This window comes from Microbacterium arborescens (assembly GCF_049707515.1).
GTDB classification, from domain to species: domain Bacteria; phylum Actinomycetota; class Actinomycetes; order Actinomycetales; family Microbacteriaceae; genus Microbacterium; species Microbacterium arborescens_B.
In genome coordinates this window covers 297,819-317,917 of record NZ_JBNAFI010000003.1, presented here as the reverse complement: position 1 = coordinate 317,917, position 20,099 = coordinate 297,819, and the positions used below count along the sequence as shown (strand labels likewise).

Below are 20,099 nucleotides of genomic sequence, written 5' to 3'. Positions count from 1 at the left end.
CGAGGCTCAGGCGTCGAGTGCGGCGATCACGTCTCGCGGGGCGGCCTGCATGGGGTGCGGGCCGGCGATGTCGAAGAAGACCGTGGTGATCTCCGCCTCGTGCACGCCGAGGAAGGCGCGCAGGCCGCCGGGCGATTGCAGTGCGACGTGCGCGGGGAGCGCTTCCGGCTTGTGCGCGGCGTCACTGAAGAGCAGCAGCGCGACGTCCCCCGTGTTCGGGTCGCGGTAGGTCCAGATCTCGCCGACGTCGCGCGGATCGTCCCGGTTGCCCGGACGCATGAGCGGAACGACCGTCGGACCGTGCCGCAGTGCGAAGGCGAGCGCAGCCATGTCTTGCGTCTGCAGCGCATCGGCGAGTTGCGGGTTGCGGAACTCGGGCAGCGGCTTCTTCGCGCCCCGCTTCTTTCCAGCCATCACCCCAGCCTAAGAGAGAAGGGGCCCTCTCGAACTCTTCATTGGGGACTGAGGAAATCGAGAGGGCCCATCGCTACCCGAAGTGGGGATCCGTCGTCGCGATTCTGGGGGGTTTCGCGACATCTCGCTGCTGGGGACAGCGGGCTTCCTCGGGGAGCTGACTCCAGGTTACGACCGCATCCGGCAGGTGTCGCCCCCTCTCCGGTGAGAAAAGTCTCACTCTCGAAGGGCACCTCTCGGGCCCATCATGCGCACCTCTCCGATGCCTCTGGAGCCCGTCCTCGACCCCGTCCAACCGACGCCGAACGCCGCCACCCGGGTATGCCTCCTGCGGTCGCAGCTCTCAACCCAGCACGAACTGCCGCTCCTGCTGCGCCGCCAGCCCGCCGATCTCGACCGCCAGATTGAAGTAGCCGGCGGGAGCCGCCGGCCGGTCGCCGTCGCAGCTGTCGACCGATGAACGCGTGCGGTCCCACGTGATGGGCGTCACGCTCGAGACGGTCTGACCCGGGTCGATCTGCACGACCTGATCGCTCGACTCGCTCTGACAGTCCGTCGAGCGCCACCAGACGTCGGGGCCGCTCGAGACCGTGAGCTTCTGCGTCGCCGTGCCGACGTTGAGCAGGCATGCCTCCGAGCCGGAGTTCGTCAGCGAGATCGACAGCTGGGGCAGCTCGCCCGCGCCGTAGGCATCCTTGTCGGTGACCGCCGACACCTGCACCGAACGTGCCGAGCACGGTTCGACCTCGTCCGGAGACGCGTCGGCCGAGGGCTGCGCTGCACTGGGGGATGCCTGCGGGGCAGCCGTACCGCCCGAGGGCTCGGTCGACGGCGACGCGAGCGGCGCTGCGGCATCCGACGACGACGCGGGCTCGGACCGGCCACCGGATGCCGCTCCCTCCCACGGGCGCCAGAACGCGAGCACGACCGCCGCGACGATCAGCAGCACGACGAGCAGCAGCACGAGGCGTCGCCGGCGGTAGACCGCGGGCGAGGGACGGCGTCGAGGCGGCGTGTCGGTCATGAGCCCAGGGTAGGGCGGGCGCCGGATGCCGCGGGGGCGGCACGCCTAGAGGTGCTTGAGCATCCGGGTGTTGCCCAGGGTGTTCGGCTTGACGTGCGCCAGGTCGAGGAACTCGGCGATGCCCTCGTCGGGGCTTCGCAGCAGCTGCGAGTACACGTCGGCGTCGACCACCTGCTCGCCGATGACCTCGAACCCGCGCCGGGCGAAGAAGTCGACCTCGAAGGTGAGGCAGAACAGCCGCGAGAGGCCGAGCTCGCGAGCGCCCTTCTCGAGCCGGTCGACGATCGCACCGCCGACGCCGTGGTGCAGCCACTCGTCCACGACGATGAGGGTGCGCACCTCGCCGAGGTCCTCCCACATGACGTGGAGGGCACCGCATCCGATCAACTGTCCGTCCGCCTCGGCGACGACGAACTCCTGAACCGACTCGAAGAGGACCACGAGGTCCTTGCCGAGGAGGATGCGACGCTGCACCCACGGCTCAAGGATCTCGCGGATTCCGCGGACATCGCTGGCCCGAGCGGGGCGGACGATGAAGGCCGGGGCGTCGGAGGTCACGCCTCAACGATAGTCCGCGCCGGTAATGTTGCCTCAGCCCGAGATCCCTCCCCTTTGGAGTGCCGACGTGAGCGTGCTCCGCGATTACGCAGCCGCAGTGTCCCAGCCGACGCTGCCCTTGGCGTCGCTGCCGCACGGTCCCGCCGACCTCTCCCGGTACGACGAGGTGGTCGATGCCGACGGCGGACTGCGTCCCGCGTGGCAGTCGCTGGCGGGTCTCGCGCTCGCTCTGACGCCGGCCGAGCTCTCGCGGGTCGAAGGTGAGATCATTCGGTTCCTGGCCGACGACGGCGTGACCTACGTCAGGCCCGACACCGGTGCGCAGCCGTGGCAGCTCGACCCGGTTCCCCTCGTCGTGGACGCCGCCGGCTGGGCCCGCCTCGAGACGGGGCTCGCCCAACGCGCTGAGCTGCTGAACGCCGTGCTGGCCGATCTCTACGGCCCGCAGACCCTGCTGTCTTCGGGCATCGTCCCCCCGGCGGCCGTGCTCGGACACGCGGGATTCCTTCGCCCGGTCGCGCGCGAGGCCGGGGCCGAGCGGCATCCGCTGCTGCTGTCGGGCACCGACCTCGGCCGCGACGGCGACGGCGAGTGGCGGGTGCTGGCCGACCGCGTGCAGGCGCCGTCGGGGCTGGGCTTCGCGATGGAGAACCGCCGCGTCATCTCGCAGGTGCTCCCCGACCTGTACCAGCAGAGCGACCCGCACCGCATGGAACCGTACTTCTCGGCCCTCCATGCGACCCTCGCCGCCTCCGCACCCGAGGGGGTCGTCGAGCCGCGCGTCGTCGTGCTGACCCCCGGTCCGCACTCCGAGACGGCGTTCGACCAGGCCTTCCTCGCGCGAGGCCTCGGACTTCCCCTCGTGCAGGGAAGCGACCTCGTCGTGCGGGGCGGACGGGTGTGGATGAAGCCCACGGGCTGGCCGCGCAGAGAGCCGACGGAACAGGTCGACGTCATCCTCCGCCGCGTCGACGCGGAGTGGTGCGACCCCCTCGAGCTGCGCTCCGACTCGCGCCTGGGTGTCGCCGGCCTCACCGAGGCCGCACGCCGGGGCACCGTTCGCCTCGTCAACGGCCTGGGGGCGGGGGTGCTCGAGAATCCGGCGCTGCTGCCCTACCTCCCGGCCGCGTGCGAGGCGCTCCTCGGCGAGCAGCTGCGCCTGCCCGGAGTCCCGACGTGGTGGTGCGGAGACGAGACGGCACGCGCCGTCGTGCTCGATCGCGTCCGTTCCGGCGACCCGGCCCTGTTCGTCCGCACGATCGACGGCGCGCGCCGCGATCTCGCCGGCCTGGATGCCGCGGCCGTCGCCGCTCGCATCGACGCGGCGCCCCACCGCTACGTCGGCCAGGAGCTGCTGCCGCTCTCGCAGGCGCCGGTGTGGACCGGTGGCTCCGCTCGTTCGCGCGCCCTGATCTTCCGGGCGTTCACGCTCCGCCATGGATCGGCCTACCGTCCCCTCCTCGGCGGGCTCGCGACCGTGCGCGAGAGCCCCGACGCGGCCCCGACGACGAAGGACGTGTGGGTGCTGAAGGCAGCCGAAGGCGACGCCGATCAGGGCCTCATCGAGATCGGACCGCTGCCGGGCGGCCGCAGCGCCCCGAGCGTCGCGCCGCGAGCCCTCGACGACATGTTCTGGTCGGGCCGCTACGCCGAACGGGCCGAAGACCTACTGCGGCTCGTGCTGACGGCGCAGCAGCAGCTCGATCTCGCCGGAGCGGGGCGCGCCACCCACACGAGCGCTCGGGTGCTGCGCGACGCCATCCACCGGCTCGCGGGGCCGGGACCGGATGCCGCCGACGCGGACTTCCGCTCCCTGCTGCTCGACCCCGCCCGCGTGGGTTCGACCGCCCACGCGCTCGGCCGCCTGCGCGATGCGCTCGAGGGTGTCCGCGACCAGCTGTCGGGCGACACCTGGCGCGTCTTCGCGGGCATCGAGAGGGCTTCCCGCGCCCTGCGCGCCTCGCCTCACGCGCACCGGACGGCCGAGTCGGCCGGCCGGATGCTCACCGTCGTCCTGTCGCTGCAGGGCGTGACCGCCAACATGATGCGCGACACGGGCTGGCACTTCATCGAGGCGGGTCGCTTCCTCGAACGCGCGCTCCAGGTGTGCCACGTGCTGCGGGTCGTCGTGGAACGTCGCGATGCCCGCACCGAGCACGCCGTCCTCGAGGGACTCCTCACCGCCTCGGAGAGCATCGTCACCCACCGTCGCCGCTTCCGCGGGTCCGTCCGCCTCGATGACGTTCTCGACCTGCTGCTGCGCGACCCCGACAATCCCCGCTCCGTCGCCTTCTGCCTGGCCGAGCTGCGCGGGCACCTCGCGGCGGCTCCGGCTTCGACGGGGTCGACCCGCCCCGAGCGCCTCGTCGACGATCTCGAGACCCTGGTCGACGCGATCGACGCGTCGGCGCTGGGGGATGCCGTCAACGGCCTCCGCTCGCCCCTCGCGGAGCTGCTCGACGAGCTCACGGCGCAGCTCGAGCAGCTCGGCGACGCGATCGACGAGCTGCACTTCGAGAGCGGGCCGCCGCCGGTCCCGCTGTCGTCGCTCGCCCTCATCGAGGAACTGATGGAGGCTCGCGCGTGAAGCAGTATCGCGTCTGGCATCGCACCGCCTACACCTACAGCGATCCCGTCGAAGACAGCGTCGGACAGTTCCACCTGATCCCGCGCGAGCTGCCGGGCCAGCAGGTGCGGCAGGCGGGGGTCGTCATCTCTCCCGAGCCCGGCGACCTCCGCCGCGACGCCGACTACTTCGGCAACTGGTCGACGTACTTCCACCTCACCGAGCCCCACGAGGCGCTGTCGATCGAGTCGTCGAGCGAGGTCGCCGTGACCGCACCCGAGTACGACGCGGCCGCGCTCGCGCTGCCGTGGGAGAGCGCCCGGCCCCTGCGGCATCCGGACCAGGAAGGCGCGTGGCGCGCGGCGGAGTTCGCCATGCCGTCGCCCCGTGTCGCCTCGTCGGAGGCGACGGCTGCGTACGGAGCGGTGTCGTTGACGCCGGGACGCCCGATCGGGGAGGCCGCGACCGACCTGATGCACCGCATCTACACCGACTTCGACTACGACAGCACCGCGACGACCGTGACGAGCACCGTCGCCGACGCCCTGGAGAAGCGCGCCGGCGTCTGCCAGGACTTCGCTCACGTGGCCCTCGCGTGTCTCCGGTCGCATGGCGTCGCCGCGCGTTACGTGTCGGGGTACCTCGCCACCCAGCCTCCGCCGGGCAAGGAGCGCGTCTTCGGCGCCGACGCTTCGCACGCCTGGCTCGCGGTGTGGCTTCCGGGCACCGACCAGTGGCTCGCGATCGACCCCACGAACGACCAGTGGGCGAACGACCGGTACGTCACGGTCGCGTGGGGCCGCGATTACGGCGACGTCTCGCCCGTGAAGGGCATCATCTTCACCGAGGCCAAGACCTCGACCCTCCGCGTCTCGGTCGACGTCGCCCCGATCGAGACCTGACGCCCGGCCGCAGCCCGGCCGCAGCCCGGCCGCAGCCGGGCCGCCGGGGCGCCCGGCGCACCCGCGATCAGGCGAGGAAGCCGCGGAGCAGAGCCTCGGAGCCGGCGAGGTGTTCGAGCACGGCGGTCTCGGCCGCTTCGGGGCGGCCGGCGAGGACGGCTGCGAGGATGCGCTCGTGCTGGATGTCGGAGTGCTCGATCGACCGCGCCAGCAGCGGGAAGGCGTCGAGCCAGGCGTTGACGCGCGCCCGGTTCTCCGTGAGCAGCGCCAGCAGCGACGGGATGCCGGCGAGCTCGGCGATCGCGAGGTGGAGGAGCGTGTCGCGACGGCGGTACTCGGCCTCGGGCGCCGCGTGGACGGCGGCGTGACGCGCCCGCAGCTCGGTGCGCTCGGCATCCGTCAGTTCCCGCGATGCGACCGCGCGGACGGCCCCGGCCTCGAGCACACGGCGAAGCCCCAGCACGTCGTCGAGCTCCGCGGCGGTCAGCTCCAGCCGCGCTGGCGCGGGCACCGGGTCGGCGACGAACGTGCCGCCGTAACGGCCGCGTCGGCGTTCGAGATAGCCGGCGTCGGCCAGTTCGCCGATCGCCTGCCGCACGGTGTCGCGGCTGACCTCGTACCGCGCGGCGAGGTCGCGCTCGGACGGCAGCGACTCGCCGGGCGCGACGACCCCGAGTCTGACCGTCTGCACAATGCGGGCGACGGTGTCTTCGAGCGCATTGCCGCCGCGCACCGGACGGTACACCGTGCGGCGCACATCGGGCGGGACGTGTTCGGTCATCCCTCCGACCCTACGGTCAGAGCGGCGTGACGTAGGCGTTGGTGATCCCGCCGTCGACGACGAAGGCCGTGGCGGTGACGAAGGACGCGTCATCCGAGGCGAGGAAGGCGACGGATGCGGCCAGCTCCTCCGGCTCGGCGAACCGCCCCATCGGCACGTGGACGAGGCGCCGCTGCGCCCGCTCGGGGTCCTTGGCGAACAGCTCGCGCAGGAGCGGGGTGTTCACCGGCCCCGGGCAGAGGGCGTTGACCCGGATGCCCTGCCGCGCGAACTGCACGCCCAGTTCGCGGGTGAGCGCGAGCACCCCGCCCTTCGAGGCGGTGTACGAGATCTGCGAGGTCGCCGATCCCAGCAGCGCGACGAAGGATGCCGTATTGATGATGGATCCGCGACCCGCCGGCACCATATGGCGCAGCGCCGCGCGCGAGCAGAGGTAGACGCTCTTGAGGTTGACGTCCTGCACGCGGTCCCAGGCGGGCAGCTCGGTCGTCTCGATCGAGTCGTCGTCAGCGGGTGAGATCCCGGCGTTGTTGAAGGCGATGTCGATCGAGCCGAGGTCGGCGGCGACGCCGTCGAAGAGCGCGTTGACCGAGGCCTCGTCCGCGACGTCCACCGGGCGGAAGACACCCCCCACGTCGTCGGCCGCGCGCCGCCCCGATTCCGGGTCGAGGTCTGCGATGACGACGCGCGCGCCCTCCGCAGCGAATCGGCGGGCGGTGGCCAGGCCGATGCCGCTCGCGCCGCCGGTGACGATGGCGACACGGTCGCGCAGGCGTGCGGTGAGGTCCATTCGGGTTCCTTTCGGTGTTGCGGGGACGATCGATCAGCTCGCGAAGAAGACGTTCTTCGTCTGCGTGAAGTGCTCCGCGGCGTCCGGTCCGAGCTCGCGACCGAGTCCCGACGCCTTCATGCCTCCGAACGGCGTCGCGTAGCGGACGGAGGAGTGCGAGTTGACCGAGAGCACGCCGCTGCGCACTCCCCGCGAGACCCGGACCGCCCGGGCGAGGTTCTGGGTCCAGATGGAGCCGGCGAGCCCGTAGATGGTGTCGTTCGCGAGGCGGATGGCGTCGGCCTCGTCGTCGAAGGGCAGCACCGCCACGACCGGCCCGAAGATCTCCTCCTGTGCGATGCGGTCGGTCGGCGATGCCAGGACGACCGTCGGGGCGAACCAGAAGCCGCCGCCTTCGGGAGCCGAGCCGCGGAACGCCACGTCGACGCCGTCGAGGAACCCGGCCACACGGTCGCGATGACCCGCCGAAATGAGCGGTCCCATCTGCGTCGCGCGATCGTTCGGATCACCCACCACCCAGTCGCCGACGGCCGGCTCGAGCAGCTCGAGGAAGCGGTCGTACACCGAGCGCTGCACGAGGATGCGGCTGCGCGCGCAGCAGTCCTGTCCGGCGTTGTCGAAGACCGCCCCGGGGGCGGCTGCGGCGGCGGTCTCGAGGTCGGCGTCGGCGAAGACGATGTTCGCACTCTTGCCGCCGAGCTCGAGGGTGACGGGCTTCAGCGCGCGTGCGCATCCGGCCGCGACCTCGGTGCCCACCCGCGTCGACCCGGTGAAGACGACCTTCCGCACGTCGGGGTGCGACACGAAGCGCTGACCGACCACGGGTCCGGCACCGGGGATGACGGTGAACAACCCGTCGGGGATCCCGGCCTCCCGGGCCAGCTCCGCCAATCGGATGGCGGTCAGCGGTGTGAGCTCGGCGGGCTTGAGCACGACGGCGTTGCCGGCGGCGAGCGCCGGCGCGAACCCCCACGACGCGATCGTCATCGGGAAGTTCCACGGCACGATGATCCCCACCACGCCGTACGGCTCGAGGAAGGTCACGTCGAGCCCTCCGGCCACGGGGATCTGCTGGCCGCTGAGGCGCTCCGGGGCCCCGGCGTAGTAATCGAGCACCTGCGCGACGTGCTCGGCCTCCCATTCGGCCGAGGCGATCGGGTGCCCCGCTTCGCGCACCTCCAGGCGCGCGAGCTCATCGACGTGGTCTCGGACCACCGCGGCGAATCGGCGGAGCGCCGACGCCCGCGCGAACGGCGAGTCCGCGGCCCACGCGCGTTGGGCGATGACGGCTCGTGCGATGGCGGCATCCGTCTCGTCGATCGAGGCGCTCGGCACCTCGGCGAATGCGACGCCCGTGGAGGGATCGACCAGGGAGTGCACGCTCATGCCGGCACCGCCGCGCGCTCGGACCGCTGCGCCGCGTGCTGGGATCGCTGCGCCGCGTGCTCGGCGGCCGCGGCGACGAGCCCGAGGAAGAGCCGCCGGTCCTCGGAGTTCTCCTCGGGATGCCACTGCACCGCGACGAGGTAATCGTCGCCGGGCGCCTCGAAGGCCTGCACGAGCCCGTCATCCGTCCGCGCGGTCACCACGAGCCCCTCGCCGACGCGGTCGACGCCCTGGTGGTGGTAGCTCTTCACCGACAGCTCTCCCGCACCGACGAGCCCGGCCAGACGCGTGTCGTCGTCGACGAGCACGACGTTGTCGGCGAAGACACCGCCGCCGATACGGAACCGGTCCGTGCCGAGCGCATCGGGCAGGTGCTGGTGCAGCGTGCCGCCCGCGGCGACGTTGATGAGCTGCAGGCCGCGGCAGATCCCGAACACGGGGATGCCGCGCCGGCGCGCGCCCCGCAGGAGCGCGAGCTCCCAGTCGTCGCGATCGGGCCGTGCCGGATCGGTCAGCGGGTGCCGCTCGGCGCCGTAGAGCTCGGGCTGCACGTCGAGCCCGCCGGTGAGCACGAGCCCGTCCAGGCCGTTTAGCACCGCCGCCGCGGCCGCTTCGGGTGAGGGCTGCGGGGGCAGGAGCACGGCGACGCCGCCCGATGCGGTGACCGAGTCGAAGTACTGCTGGGGCAGGAAGCTCGCCCGCACGTCCCAGACTCCCTGCTTCGCACGCTCGAGATAGGTCGTGAGCCCGATGATCGGGCGGGGGTCAGAGTCGTTCGAAGCCACGGATGCGCTCCCAGTCGGTGACGGCGGCGTCGTAGGCCTCGACCTCGATGCGCGCCTGGTTCAGGTAGTGGGACACCACGTCGTCGCCGAACGCCGCCCGCGCGATGTCCGATTGTTCGAAGAGGGCCGCTGCCTCTCGCAGCGTCGTGGGCAGATGGGCGACATCGGAATCGTAGGCGTTGCCCGTGAGCGGAGCCGGCAGCGGCAGCTCGTTCTCGATCCCGTGCAGTCCGCCCGCGATGATCGCGGCGATCGCGAGGTACGGGTTGACGTCACCCCCCGGCACCCGGTTCTCGACCCGCAGCGAGGCGCCGTGACCGACGACCCGCAGTGCGCACGTGCGGTTGTCGACACCCCAGGCCACCCCCGTCGGTGCGAACGATCCTTTGGCATAGCGCTTGTAGGAGTTGATCGTCGGGGCGTACAGCAACGTGAACTCGCGCAGAGTGGCGAGGACGCCAGCGATCCAGTGGCCCATCAGCGGGCTGAAGCCGTGCTCGCCGTCGCCCGCCATCACCGGCTCGCCGTCGGCACCCCGCACCGAGAGGTGGATGTGGCAGCTGTTGCCCTCGCGCTGATCGAACTTCGCCATGAAGGTCAGCGACTTGCCGTGCCGGTCGGCGATCTCCTTCGCGCCGTTCTTGTAAATCGTGTGGTTGTCGGCCGTCTCGAGCACCTCGGCGTAGCGGAACGAGATCTCCTGCTGGCCGTCGTTGCACTCGCCCTTGACGCCCTCGCAGTACATGCCGGCGCCGTCCATCCCCAGCCGGATGTCGCGCAGGAGCGGCTCGAGCCGCGTCGTGGCGAGCAGGTTGTAGTCGACGTTGTAGTCGGTCGAGGCGCGCAGCCCCTGGTAGCGCTTGGCCCACGCTTCACGGAATCCGTCGTCGAACACGAGGAACTCCAGCTCGGTGCCCGCGAAGGCCGTGAGCCCGCGCTCGGCCAGCCGGGCGCGCTGAGTGTCCAGGATGCTGCGGGGCGCCTGCACGACGGCATCCCCGCCCTCCCAACCGAGATCGGCCATGACCAGGGCGGTGCCGGGCTGCCACGGGAGGCCGCGCAGGGTGGCGAGGTCGGGGACGAGCGTCATATCGCCGTATCCCTTCTCCCAGCTCGACATCGTGTAGCCCTCGACAGTGTTGACGTCGACGTCGACGGAGAGCAGGTAGTTGCACGCCTCCGCGCCGTGAGGCAGCACGGTGTCCTGCCAGAAGCGCCCCGAGACGCGCTTGCCGACGAGGCGACCCTGCGCATCGGGGAAGGCGACGATGACCGTGTCGATCTCGCCGGAGTCGATCGCGGCATCGAGTTCCGCCGCTGTCAGGGTGCCCGGCATCCGTCGTCCTTCCCGATCGCGACGCCCGCCCGGTGCGGAGTCGTAACGCAGAACTTACACGCCAAAGGTAGACATGCCATACCAATAGGCTTCACACTTCTGCCCAAGGCGCAGGCGAGCGCCCACCCGAGGCGGCCCGCGCGGCCGCCCACCCGACGCCACGGAGGTCGCATGTCCGATTCCACGAGTGCCGCCCAGAAGGTCGGCGGCGCCACCTACACCCGAGCCGGTGACGGCTACTTCGAAAAGCGCACTCTCAAGCGCTCCGCCGGCGTCTGGGGACTGTGGGGCCTCGCCGTGGCGGCGGTGATCTCGGGCGACTTCTCGGGCTGGAACTTCGGCATCGACTTCGCCGGCTTCGGCGGCATGCTCATCGCCTTCGCGGTGCTCGTGCTGATGTACTACGGCCTGACGTTCTCGATCGGCGAGATGGCGGCGGCGATGCCGCACACCGGCGGGGCGTACTCGTTCTCGCGATCGGCGATGGGCCCTTGGGGCGGCCTGGCGACGGGACTCGCCGAGACGATCGAGTACGTCGCAACCACCGCGGTCGTGGTCTACTTCTCGGGCTCGTACGCCGACCAGGCACTCGAGCTGCTGACCGGCCTCAGCCTGCCGGGATGGGTGTGGTGGATCATCCTCTACGCCCTCTTCATCGGCCTGAACGCCGCCGGTGCCGCGATCTCGTTCGGCTTCGCGATCGTCGTGTCGGTCATCTCCATCGGGATCATCGTCGTCTTCGGGGTCATGTCGCTCGCGTCGGGCGCGTTCGACTGGGGCTCGCTCTGGAACATGGCTCCGAACCCGGATGCCGTCGGCTCATCCGTCTTCCTCCCCGAGGGCATCGGCGCCGTGCTCTTCGCGCTGCCGTTCGCGATGTGGTTCTTCCTCGGCATCGAAGAGCTGCCGCTGGCCGCGGAGGAATCTCACAACCCCGCCCGCGACATCCCGCGCGCCGGTCTGTGGGCCCGCGGCACCCTCATCGTCACCGGCCTCATCGTGCTGTTCCTGAACACGGGCGCGCTCGGGGCCGAGGCGACCGGCACGTCGGTCGAGCCGCTCCTCGACGGCTTCAAGGCGTTCCTGCCGCCGCAGGCGGCCGCCATCCTCGCCCTTCTGGCCCTCATCGGGCTGCTCGCGTCGCTGATGGGCATCATGTTCGCCTACGGTCGCAACATGTACTCGCTCTCGCGTGCCGGGTACTACCCGCGCTGGCTGTCGCTGACGGGCAAGAGCAAGACCCCGTGGGTGGCCCTCGTCGTCGGTGCCGTCATCGGCTTCCTCGCCCTGGTCATCGTGCAGGCCGCCGGCGGCGACGCGAGCCCGGCCGGTGCGATCGTGCTGAACATCGCGGTCTGGGGTGCGGTTCTGGCGTACTTCCTGCAGATGGTCTCGTTCATCATCCTGCGGCGGAAGTTCCCGAACGCCGAGCGCCCCTACAGAAGCCCGTGGGGACTGTTCGGCGCCTACTCCGCGGCGATCATCGCGGCGATCGTCTTCGTCGGGCTGCTGTTCAACCCGACGTTCTTCCTCGCGATCGTCGCCATCATCGTCGTCTACGCCGTGATCTTCCTCGGCTTCGCGCTCTACGGTCGCAAGCGCCTCATCCTCTCGCCCGAGGAGGAGTACGCCATCTCGGGCGGTCTGCACGGCGATCCCCAGCGCGAGGGCTACGACTCGCTGAAGACCGAGGTCTTCGGCGAGAAACCGCGCGGCTGAGCCGGCGAACGACGGAGGGGCGGATGCCGCAGCATCCGCCCCTCCGTGTGATTCGTCGCTCGCGCGACCCGGCTCACTCGCCGCTGGCTGCGATGTCCGGAGTCGCGGCGATCTCACCGGCAGCGCCGACACCGACCGCGACCTTGCCCTCGCGGGGCGCCGTCTCGAACACGAACTTGGTGCCCTCGGCGTCGACCTTCACGTGGTCGCCCGCGTTGAGCTCGCCGTGCAGGATCTTCTCGCTGAGCTGGTCCTCGACCTCGCGCTGCATCGCACGACGCAGCGGACGGGCGCCGAGCGTCGGGTCGAAGCCGATCTCGATGAGGCGGTCCTTCGCGGCGTCGGAGAGCTCCACCGTCATGTCGCGGTCGAGCAGGCGCTCGCTCAGGCGCTTCGTGAACAGGCCGACGATCTGGCGCAGCTCGGCCTTGTTCAGCTGCGGGAAGACGATGACGTCGTCGACGCGGTTGAGGAACTCGGGCTTGAAGTGGCGCTTCAGCTCCTCGTCGACCTTGCCCTTCATCCGCTCGTAGCTGGTCTGGGCGTTGCCCTCGACCTGGAAGCCGACCGGTCCACCCGCGATCGCCGACGAGCCGAGGTTCGTCGTCATGATGATCACGGTGTTCTTGAAGTCGACCACGCGGCCCTGACCGTCGGTCAGGCGACCCTCTTCGAGGATCTGCAGCAGCGAGTTGAAGATGTCGGGGTGGGCCTTCTCGATCTCGTCGAACAGCACGACCGAGAACGGCTTGCGACGAACCTTCTCGGTGAGCTGGCCGCCCTCTTCGAATCCGACGAACCCGGGAGGGGCACCGAACAGACGCGAGACGGTGTGCTTCTCGCCGTACTCCGACATGTCGAGGGAGATCAGCGCACCCTCGTCGTCGAACAGGAACTCGGCGAGCGCCTTGGCGAGCTCCGTCTTTCCGACGCCGGTGGGGCCGGCGAAGATGAACGAGCCCGAGGGGCGCTTGGGGTCCTTGAGACCCGCGCGCTGGCGCCGGATCGTGCGCGAGAGCGCCGCGATCGCCTCTTCCTGGCCGACGACGCGCTGGTGCAGCGCCTTCTCCATGAAGACGAGACGGCTGGTCTCCTCCTCGGTGAGCTTGAACACCGGGATGCCGGTGGCCTGGGCGAGCACTTCGGCGATGAGGCCTTCGTCGACGACGGCGTGGCTGGCCACGTCGCCCGACCGCCACTGCTTCTCGAGACGCAGGCGCTCGGCGAGCAGCGACTTCTCCTCGTCGCGCAGCGCGGCGGCCTTCTCGAAGTCCTGCTCCTCGCTCGCGCGCTCCTTGTCCTCGCGGACCTTGGCGATCTTCTCGTCGAACTCGCGGAGCTCGGGCGGCGACGACAGGATCGACAGACGCAGGCGGGCGCCGGCCTCGTCGATCAGGTCGATGGCCTTGTCGGGCAGGAACCGGTCGCTGACGTAGCGGTCTGCGAGGTTGGCCGCCGCGACCAGGGCGCCGTCGGTGATCTGCACCTTGTGGTGCGCCTCGTACCGGTCGCGCAGGCCCTTCAGGATGTTGATTGCGTGAGGGATGCTCGGCTCGCCGACCTGGATCGGCTGGAACCGGCGCTCGAGCGCGGCGTCCTTCTCGAAGTGCTTGCGGTACTCGTCGAGCGTGGTGGCACCGATGGTCTGGAGCTCACCGCGGGCGAGGAGGGGCTTGAGGATCGACGCGGCGTCGATCGCGCCCTCGGCAGCACCGGCACCGACGAGCGAGTGGATCTCGTCGATGAAGACGATGATGTCGCCGCGGGTGCGGATCTCCTTCGTGACCTTCTTCAGACGCTCCTCGAAGTCACCGCGGTAGCGGGAACCGGCGATGAGCGAGCCCAGGTCGAGCGAGTAGACCTGCTTGTCCTTGAGCGTCTCGGGCACCTCGCCCTTGACGATGGCCTGCGCCAGGCCCTCGACGACGGCGGTCTTGCCGACGCCGGGCTCGCCGATCAGCACCGGGTTGTTCTTCGAGCGGCGCGAGAGGATCTGCATGACCCGCTCGATCTCCTTCTCGCGGCCGATCACGGGGTCGAGCTTGTTGTCGCGCGCGGCCTGCGTGAGGTTGCGCCCGAACTGGTCGAGCACGGCCGAGCCGCCCTGGGGTGCCTGGGTCTGCTCGCCCGCGCCGACGGTCGCGCCGGCGGGCTCCTTGCCCTGGTAGCCACTGAGCAGCTGGATGACCTGCTGGCGCACCTTGTTCAGGTCTGCGCCGAGCTTGACCAGCACCTGGGCCGCGACGCCCTCGCCCTCGCGGATGAGGCCGAGGAGGATGTGCTCGGTGCCGATGTAGTTGTGTCCGAGCTGCAGCGCTTCGCGCAGGGACAGCTCGAGCACCTTCTTCGCCCGCGGCGTGAACGGGATGTGACCGGTCGGCTGCTGCTGCCCCTGACCGATGATGTCCTGGACCTGCTCGCGCACGGCGTCGAGCGAGATGCCCAAGCTCTCGAGCGCCTTGGCGGCGACGCCTTCGCCCTCGTGGATCAGACCCAGGAGGATGTGCTCGGTCCCGATGTAGTTGTGGTTGAGCATCTTCGCCTCTTCTTGGGCGAGCACGACCACGCGACGGGCACGATCTGTGAATCTCTCGAACATCGTCAGCCTCCTTCGAGCGCCGCGAGTCCGGGCGCTTACGAAAGAGAGTAACCAGGCACGGATACCGGTATGCCCGTGTTCGCCGTCGGCATAGCGCCCTCGGGCTTGCGGAGGCGGCACTGCGCGGCATATCGTTTGTCGATAACAACGACTGTCGATATGAGGAGGATGCGGATGCGTAACGCGCACGCCGTCGGACGCACGACCCAGCTCGTCGCTGTCGCGATCGGCGCGCTCGTCGTCGCCGGCGGCATCCTGTTCACGACCCTCCGGGCCACCGAGTCTCTGATGTTCACCGTGAACATCGTCCCGCCGCGCGACCGCGTGCCGCGGATCGGCGGCGACGCGGGCATCGAGACGTTCTACCGGACGGTGACGATCATCGACGAGCACGCGTCCGGGTGGGTGCGGCTGCTGGCCTGGATCCCGAACGCCGCGATGGGGCTGCTCATCCTGGCCGGGTGCGTGTTCGTGTTCGTCCAGACCCGCCGGATGATGCGCGGCTCGGTGTTCGGGCGTTTCACGACCGTCGGCCTCGCCGTCCTGGGCCTTCTGGCCATCGCCGTCGCCGTGTTCGCGCCGATGATCGATTCCCAGGCGACCGTCGTGGCCCTGGGCGACCTCGGCGTCAACACCCTCGACCCGCGCTCGGGGCTGTACGACTCCCCCGACCTCGTCGGCGTCGACTACGTCGTCCCCGATCCGGTCGCCTCGCCCCGGCAGCTGCTGGCGCTGACGAACTGGCTGCTGGTCGGCGTGGGCGGCATCCTGGTGCTGCTCGCCGTCGCTGCGGCACGCGGCGAGCGGATGCAGCGCGACAGCGAGGGACTGGTGTGATGACGCTCACCCGCGGACCCCGCTCGGATGCGGCCGACGCCATCACCGTCCTCATGCTCGGATTCGGCGCCGCGATCACCGTCGTCCTCTCGGTCGTCGCTCGTTTCCTCGACGTCTTCCGCGAGGCAGGGGTGGCCTGGACGATCGACATCGACGACGAGCCCTTCGCCGCGTCCGTCGGTTCCGGCACCGGATTCGTCGACGGCATCGTCGAGAACGCGCTCGTGATCGCGCCGGAGGTCGATGCCGGCACGACGGCTGCCCTCGCCGGATCGATCATCGTGTCGGGCCTGGCCGCGCTCACCGTGATCATCGCGGTGATGTTCGTCGCACGCAGCTTCCTGCGCGGCAGGCTGTTCGCCCCCGCGACGGCACGGGCGTTCGACGTGATCGGCTGGTCGATCGTCTCGGGCGCGCTCATCGTCCTGATCCTCGAGCACGTCGGGCGCAACGGCATCCTCACCGCGCTCGGCGTCGCCGACGTCGAGCCCCTGCACTTCCTGGACTTCTGGGCCTACGCGCCGGCGTGGGCGGTAGGAGTGTCGGTGGGCCTGATCGCGATCGCGTTCCGGCGCGGCGCACGGATGCAGCGCGACACCGAGGGACTCGTATGACCCCGGCCGACGACGACGGTCCCAGCGGGGTGCACTGCCGCCTCGACGAGCTGCTCGCCGAGCGGGGCATGACGCTGACCCGCCTGTCGGAGCTCGTCGGCGTCTCGGTGGTGAACCTGTCCATCCTCAAGAACGATCGCGCCCGCGCCATCCGCTACTCGACCCTCTCGGCCATCTGCCGTGCGCTCGACTGCGAGATCGGCGACCTGCTGGTGCGCACCGACTGAACCGGAGGCACACATGCTCGGATCACTTCCCCCCGCGCCCGCGACACCGCCCGACATCCAGGACCGCTTCTCGGACGGCCCCGACCCGGACCTGTGGGTCGACGGCTACCTCCCCCACTGGACGACCCCCGACCGAGCGCGAGCGCGCTACTCGCGGCGCTCCGACGGGCTGATGCTCCGGATCGACGAGGACCAGCCCGATTGGCGGCCGGAGGACGCACCGCTCCGGGTCTCCAACCTGCAGACCGGGTCGTTCAGCGGGCCTCTCGGGTCGACGCGGGGGACGCACCGCCACCGGCCCGACGGCCTGCGGGTCGAGACCGAGACGCCGCTGCGGCTGCTCTGGGCCCCGTCCGCGGGCCGCGTCGACATCGAGGTCAGCGCGAGTCGTGACCTCGACTGCATGCTCGCGGCGTGGCTCGTCGGCACCGAGCATCGCAGCGCCCGCGAATGCGGGGAGGTCTGCATCTTCGAGATCGATGCGCGGCGAACCGGCGAGCAATGGACCGCGCGCACCGGCGTCAAAGCGCACCACGACGAGCGGCTCACCACGCGGATGACCGAGATCGACCTGCCGTTCGATGCCGGCGCACCGCACGTGTGGACCGCCATCTGGGGCGAGGGCGAGACGACCATCGGATGCAACGGCGAGATCGTCCAGCGCATACCGCAGGCACCCGACTACCCGGTGTTCCTGATGGTCGACCTCTTCGAGATCGGCCCGCCACGCGGCGTCTACCCCAAGACGGCGCTGGTGCACTCGGTGCGCGGGTGGGACCGGGCGGGGCTCACCCGAGGCTGAACCCGCCGTCGCTCGTGAGCACCTGGCCGACCATCCACGAACCGGCCGGACTGCACAGCCACGCGATCAGCTCAGCGGCATCCGTGGGCCTGCCGACGCGGCCGAAGGGGGTCGTGGCGAGCCAGCCGTCGATGTCGTCGAGCGACCGGTCGGTGGTCTCGGGATCGAGGTATCCCGTGTTCACGGGACCGGGATCGACCGTGTTGAGGACGACGCCGAGCTCGAGCAGTTCCGCGGCGACCGTCGCCGTGATGCCCGCGAGAGCGGCCTTGCTCGTGGCGTAGGCGACCTCGCCGATCATCGGCCCGTGGATCTGGCCCGACGTCATCCAGACGACATGTCCTCGCGGCGCCGCATACGGCCCGCGCCCGGGAATGCGCTCGCCCGGTCGCCGCGGTGACGTCGAGGCGTCGGTGAAGCGACGGGCGAACGCGGCTGTTAGCAGCAGCGTCGCGCGGGTGTTGACGTTCCAGAACGCGTCGAGCTGTGCCGGCGTCATGTCGATGATGCTGCCGTCGCCGCCGCTCTTGGCGTGGTTGCACACCAGGATGTCGAGCCCGCCGGTGATCGCGGCGGCGGCGTCGATCAGGTCGTCGGCCGCGGTCGCAACGGCGAGGTCGGCCGCGATGTCGGCCGAACAGGCATCGCCGACGAGGTGCGAACGGATGCCGGCGCGCACGGCGTCGAGGTCGTCGCCGCCCCACGGCAGGTCGAGGTCGTGCGGCCGGTGGTGATGGATGACGAGATTCGCGCCGAGGTCTGCGAGCTTCGTCGCGACGGCGAAACCGATGCCGCGACGGCGGGAGACTCTGGTGACGAGCGCGGTCCTCCCGCGGAGGGGAAGGGTGTCGGGAGAGGAAGAAGAGTGCACGGCGAAGCCTTTCGATCGCGTCGACATCGACGCTCGGGCGGGGATCGAGAGCGGGTCACCGGCATTGCATGCGGGTCAGCCTAGCGAGCCCGGAGGCGAGCGTCATCCCGCGGGGAGCAGAGCGACCCCTCGCCGTTCGAGCGCGTCCAGACCGCTCGACGGCGCACCCGGATCGACGATCACCCCGGCCACCGATTCGAAGGGGAGCACCGTGAACGGCGACACGGCCCCGATCTTCTCCTCACTGCCGAGAACGTAGGTCTCCGCCGACCTCTCTGCCAGAACGCGCTTCATCGCCGCTTCGTCGGCGTCGCCGGTCGTCAGGCCTGCCTCGGCGTGGATCCCCGTGACACCCAGAAGGAACCGGTCGGCCCGCACCAGACGTGCGGCCTCCACGGCCGCTGCCCCGCTCGCGACAGCGGAGTGCTTGAACAGGCGTCCGCCGATGATGATGACCTCGGCCGCATGGTCGAGCAGGGCCACGGCCACGGTCGGGCTGTGGGTGACGATCGTGCACGCGCGGGCCGGATCGAGTGCGCGCACCGTGGCGAGGGCCGTCGTCCCGCCGTCGATGATCACCGTGCTGCCCGGCTCGATGAGCCCCGCCGCGAAGCGCGCGACCCGCTGCTTGCTCTCCGTGGCGACGGATTGCCGGGTGGCGTAGTCGGCGACGGCCGGCGAGGCCGGAACCGCTCCCCCGTACACGCGCACGGCGAGCCCGGCAGCGTGCAGCTCTCGCAGATCACGGCGGATGCTGTCTTCCGAGACGCCCAGCTCGGCGGCGAGCTCCTTCGCCACGATGCGTCCGTCCGCGCGCAGACGAGCGAGCAGCAGTTCCTTGCGCGAGGCAGCGAGCATTCCGACTCTTTCCTCTTTGTGCACGTTTATGCATACTATCGGATCATGACCGAATCACTCATGATCCTCATCGCCGGACCGTACGCGTCGGGAACGGGCGGCGATCCCGCGCTCATGCGACGCAACCTCGACCGCCTCGAGGAGGCCGCGTGGCCGCTCTTCGCCGCGGGGCACATCCCGATGATCGGCGAGTGGGTCGCGCTCCCGGTGCTCACGAGCGCCGGCGCGACCGGGCCGACCGATCCGCTCGCGCAGGAGGTGATGTATCCGGTCGCGCATCGCCTCCTGCAGCGCTGCGATGCCGTTCTCCGCCTGCCCGGCGAGTCCCGCGGGGCTGATCAGGACGTCGCCATCGCCCGAGAACGCGGCATCCCGGTCTATACGGCGCTCGCGGACGTGCCCGGGGTCGCGTGACCTTCCTGACGCGCTCCCGTCCCCGCATAGGACATTCATCGGAGGTTCCCAGTCAGCACCGAACCTGGATAGAGTCGTTCACCGTGAACACCGGTCGTCGCCTCCTCGCCCTGCCCGCTGCTGCGCTGACCGTCGCCGTGCTCGCGACCGGTTGCTCCGCACTCAACGCGTTCTCGGGTGGGGGCGCCGCCGCTCCCGTCCGTGACGAGTCCGGCGCCATCGCCGAGTCGAACGAGAGCACCGACGTCTTCGCGATCCGCGTCGGCGACTGCATGCTCGACTCCGGCACCGTCGAAGAAGAGGTCACCGAGACCCCCACCGTGCCCTGCAGCGAGGCGCACGACCTCGAGGCCTTCCACGCTCAGAACATCACCGCCGAGGAGTTCCCGGGCATCGAGGCCGCTCAGACCGAGGCCGAGCAGGTGTGCTACGACGCCTTCGCGCCGTTCGTCGGCATCTCGTACGAGGAGTCGGTCCTCGGGTACAACTACTACGTCCCCACCGCGGGCAGCTGGGATGCCGGCGATCGCGAGATCCTGTGCCTCATCGGCGACCCGCAGGGGCAGGTGACGGGCAGCCTCCAGGGCGTCGCGCGCTGACGCTCCGATACCGGCGC

The 20,099-nt window shown here is 70.5% G+C and carries 20 protein-coding genes; 9 read left to right on the top strand and 11 right to left on the bottom strand.

Translation table 11 applies throughout. The features are described from left to right. Positions 1–6: 6 nt before the first annotated feature. The 3 genes from ACPYN5_RS08500 to ACPYN5_RS08490 all read right to left on the bottom strand — a co-directional run bounded on the left by ACPYN5_RS08500 (position 7) and on the right by ACPYN5_RS08490 (position 1,996). The gene (locus tag ACPYN5_RS08500; protein WP_424448548.1) at positions 7–414 is read right to left on the bottom strand and encodes a dehydrogenase; all 408 of its coding nucleotides are present in this window, start codon (positions 412–414) and stop codon (positions 7–9) included. 343 nt (positions 415–757) lie between these two features. Continuing rightward, a complete protein-coding gene (locus ACPYN5_RS08495; protein WP_424448547.1) occupies positions 758–1,438 on the bottom strand; it encodes a hypothetical protein in 681 nt (226 codons plus the stop codon). Positions 1,439–1,483: 45 nt separating this feature from the next. Next, positions 1,484–1,996 carry an amino-acid N-acetyltransferase gene (locus ACPYN5_RS08490; RefSeq protein WP_424448546.1) on the bottom strand — a complete coding sequence of 171 codons (513 nt, stop codon included), beginning with the start codon at positions 1,994–1,996 and terminating at the stop codon, positions 1,484–1,486. 67 nt (positions 1,997–2,063) lie between these two features. Between ACPYN5_RS08490 and ACPYN5_RS08485 the strand changes: the two genes are divergently transcribed. Both ACPYN5_RS08485 and ACPYN5_RS08480 read left to right on the top strand, forming a co-directional pair. Beyond that, the gene (locus tag ACPYN5_RS08485; RefSeq protein ID WP_424448545.1) at positions 2,064–4,583 is read left to right on the top strand and encodes a circularly permuted type 2 ATP-grasp protein; all 2,520 of its coding nucleotides are present in this window, start codon (positions 2,064–2,066) and stop codon (positions 4,581–4,583) included. Further along, positions 4,580–5,464 carry a transglutaminase family protein gene (locus ACPYN5_RS08480; protein WP_424448544.1) on the top strand — a complete coding sequence of 295 codons (885 nt, stop codon included), beginning with the start codon at positions 4,580–4,582 and terminating at the stop codon, positions 5,462–5,464. The genes ACPYN5_RS08485 and ACPYN5_RS08480 overlap by 4 nt, the downstream gene beginning before the upstream one ends. Before the next feature lie 67 nt (positions 5,465–5,531). On the opposite strand, the gene ACPYN5_RS08475 is transcribed toward ACPYN5_RS08480, so the two are convergent. The 5 genes from ACPYN5_RS08475 to ACPYN5_RS08455 are packed head-to-tail and all read right to left on the bottom strand — an operon-like array spanning position 5,532 to position 10,542. Next, positions 5,532–6,245: a FadR/GntR family transcriptional regulator gene (locus ACPYN5_RS08475; protein ID WP_424448543.1), complete on the bottom strand. Its 714-nt coding sequence runs from the start codon at positions 6,243–6,245 to the stop codon at positions 5,532–5,534. A 16-nt stretch (positions 6,246–6,261) separates the two neighbouring features. Continuing rightward, positions 6,262–7,035, bottom strand: coding sequence for a 3-oxoacyl-ACP reductase (locus ACPYN5_RS08470; protein WP_424448542.1), 774 nt, complete (start codon positions 7,033–7,035; stop codon positions 6,262–6,264). Between the two features lie 33 nt (positions 7,036–7,068). Continuing rightward, complete coding sequence (locus ACPYN5_RS08465) at positions 7,069–8,421, bottom strand: aldehyde dehydrogenase family protein (protein WP_424448541.1); 1,353 nt, start codon at positions 8,419–8,421, stop codon at positions 7,069–7,071. Continuing rightward, on the bottom strand, positions 8,418–9,206 hold the full coding sequence (locus ACPYN5_RS08460; protein WP_424448540.1) for a gamma-glutamyl-gamma-aminobutyrate hydrolase family protein: 789 nt from the start codon (positions 9,204–9,206) through the stop codon (positions 8,418–8,420). Before ACPYN5_RS08460 ends, ACPYN5_RS08465 begins: the two co-directional genes overlap by 4 nt. Continuing rightward, complete coding sequence (locus ACPYN5_RS08455; RefSeq protein ID WP_424448539.1) at positions 9,187–10,542, bottom strand: glutamine synthetase family protein; 1,356 nt, start codon at positions 10,540–10,542, stop codon at positions 9,187–9,189. The genes ACPYN5_RS08460 and ACPYN5_RS08455 overlap by 20 nt, the downstream gene beginning before the upstream one ends. A 171-nt stretch (positions 10,543–10,713) precedes the next feature. Between ACPYN5_RS08455 and ACPYN5_RS08450 the strand changes: the two genes are divergently transcribed. Continuing rightward, on the top strand, positions 10,714–12,261 hold the full coding sequence (locus ACPYN5_RS08450; protein ID WP_424448538.1) for an amino acid permease: 1,548 nt from the start codon (positions 10,714–10,716) through the stop codon (positions 12,259–12,261). 73 nt (positions 12,262–12,334) lie between these two features. Here the strand turns inward: ACPYN5_RS08450 and ACPYN5_RS08445 are convergent, their stop codons facing one another. Beyond that, a complete protein-coding gene (locus ACPYN5_RS08445) occupies positions 12,335–14,860 on the bottom strand; it encodes an ATP-dependent Clp protease ATP-binding subunit (RefSeq protein WP_424448537.1) in 2,526 nt (841 codons plus the stop codon). Between the two features lie 174 nt (positions 14,861–15,034). Between ACPYN5_RS08445 and ACPYN5_RS08440 the strand changes: the two genes are divergently transcribed. From ACPYN5_RS08440 to ACPYN5_RS08425, 4 genes are read left to right on the top strand one after another with little or no spacing between them, the layout of a single operon-like run. Continuing rightward, positions 15,035–15,697, top strand: coding sequence for a hypothetical protein (locus tag ACPYN5_RS08440; protein ID WP_424448536.1), 663 nt, complete (start codon positions 15,035–15,037; stop codon positions 15,695–15,697). Then, the gene (locus ACPYN5_RS08435) at positions 15,697–16,311 is read left to right on the top strand and encodes a hypothetical protein (protein ID WP_424448535.1); all 615 of its coding nucleotides are present in this window, start codon (positions 15,697–15,699) and stop codon (positions 16,309–16,311) included. Before ACPYN5_RS08440 ends, ACPYN5_RS08435 begins: the two co-directional genes overlap by 1 nt. Next, positions 16,308–16,538: a helix-turn-helix domain-containing protein gene (locus tag ACPYN5_RS08430; RefSeq protein WP_424448534.1), complete on the top strand. Its 231-nt coding sequence runs from the start codon at positions 16,308–16,310 to the stop codon at positions 16,536–16,538. The genes ACPYN5_RS08435 and ACPYN5_RS08430 overlap by 4 nt, the downstream gene beginning before the upstream one ends. 13 nt (positions 16,539–16,551) lie before the next feature. Further along, on the top strand, positions 16,552–17,340 hold the full coding sequence (locus ACPYN5_RS08425; RefSeq protein ID WP_424448533.1) for a hypothetical protein: 789 nt from the start codon (positions 16,552–16,554) through the stop codon (positions 17,338–17,340). Here ACPYN5_RS08425 and ACPYN5_RS08420 read toward each other — a convergent pair. Both ACPYN5_RS08420 and ACPYN5_RS08415 read right to left on the bottom strand, forming a co-directional pair. After that, positions 17,327–18,238, bottom strand: coding sequence for an SDR family oxidoreductase (locus ACPYN5_RS08420; protein WP_424448532.1), 912 nt, complete (start codon positions 18,236–18,238; stop codon positions 17,327–17,329). The genes ACPYN5_RS08425 and ACPYN5_RS08420 overlap by 14 nt on opposite strands. Before the next feature lie 75 nt (positions 18,239–18,313). Next, positions 18,314–19,069, bottom strand: a complete 756-nt coding sequence (locus ACPYN5_RS08415) for a DeoR/GlpR family DNA-binding transcription regulator (protein ID WP_424448531.1) — start codon at positions 19,067–19,069, stop codon at positions 18,314–18,316. 45 nt (positions 19,070–19,114) lie between these two features. Between ACPYN5_RS08415 and ACPYN5_RS08410 the strand changes: the two genes are divergently transcribed. Both ACPYN5_RS08410 and ACPYN5_RS08405 read left to right on the top strand, forming a co-directional pair. Beyond that, positions 19,115–19,483: a DUF4406 domain-containing protein gene (locus tag ACPYN5_RS08410; protein ID WP_424448530.1), complete on the top strand. Its 369-nt coding sequence runs from the start codon at positions 19,115–19,117 to the stop codon at positions 19,481–19,483. 83 nt (positions 19,484–19,566) lie between these two features. Further along, positions 19,567–20,082 (top strand): septum formation family protein, encoded by a 516-nt coding sequence (locus ACPYN5_RS08405; protein ID WP_424448529.1) that lies wholly within the window; start codon positions 19,567–19,569, stop codon positions 20,080–20,082. Positions 20,083–20,099 lie beyond the last annotated feature (17 nt).

Excerpts from the sequence above, each read along its gene's own strand:
- ACPYN5_RS08475 (WP_424448543.1), bottom strand. The coding sequence starts at position 6,245 with ATGACCGAACACGTCCCGCCCGATGTGCGCCGCACGGTGTACCGTCCG.
- ACPYN5_RS08495 (WP_424448547.1), bottom strand. The coding sequence starts at position 1,438 with ATGACCGACACGCCGCCTCGACGCCGTCCCTCGCCCGCGGTCTACCGC.
- ACPYN5_RS08410 (WP_424448530.1), top strand. The coding sequence starts at position 19,115 with ATGACCGAATCACTCATGATCCTCATCGCCGGACCGTACGCGTCGGGA.
- ACPYN5_RS08500 (WP_424448548.1), bottom strand. The coding sequence starts at position 414 with ATGGCTGGAAAGAAGCGGGGCGCGAAGAAGCCGCTGCCCGAGTTCCGC.
- ACPYN5_RS08435 (WP_424448535.1), top strand. The coding sequence starts at position 15,697 with ATGACGCTCACCCGCGGACCCCGCTCGGATGCGGCCGACGCCATCACC.
- ACPYN5_RS08425 (WP_424448533.1), top strand. The coding sequence starts at position 16,552 with ATGCTCGGATCACTTCCCCCCGCGCCCGCGACACCGCCCGACATCCAG.
- ACPYN5_RS08465 (WP_424448541.1), bottom strand. The coding sequence starts at position 8,421 with ATGAGCGTGCACTCCCTGGTCGATCCCTCCACGGGCGTCGCATTCGCC.
- ACPYN5_RS08430 (WP_424448534.1), top strand. The coding sequence starts at position 16,308 with ATGACCCCGGCCGACGACGACGGTCCCAGCGGGGTGCACTGCCGCCTC.
- ACPYN5_RS08455 (WP_424448539.1), bottom strand. The coding sequence starts at position 10,542 with ATGCCGGGCACCCTGACAGCGGCGGAACTCGATGCCGCGATCGACTCC.
- ACPYN5_RS08470 (WP_424448542.1), bottom strand. The coding sequence starts at position 7,035 with ATGGACCTCACCGCACGCCTGCGCGACCGTGTCGCCATCGTCACCGGC.
- ACPYN5_RS08440 (WP_424448536.1), top strand. The coding sequence starts at position 15,035 with ATGCGTAACGCGCACGCCGTCGGACGCACGACCCAGCTCGTCGCTGTC.
- ACPYN5_RS08415 (WP_424448531.1), bottom strand. The coding sequence starts at position 19,069 with ATGCTCGCTGCCTCGCGCAAGGAACTGCTGCTCGCTCGTCTGCGCGCG.
- ACPYN5_RS08450 (WP_424448538.1), top strand. The coding sequence starts at position 10,714 with ATGTCCGATTCCACGAGTGCCGCCCAGAAGGTCGGCGGCGCCACCTAC.
- ACPYN5_RS08420 (WP_424448532.1), bottom strand. The coding sequence starts at position 18,238 with ATGTCGACGCGATCGAAAGGCTTCGCCGTGCACTCTTCTTCCTCTCCC.
- ACPYN5_RS08445 (WP_424448537.1), bottom strand. The coding sequence starts at position 14,860 with ATGTTCGAGAGATTCACAGATCGTGCCCGTCGCGTGGTCGTGCTCGCC.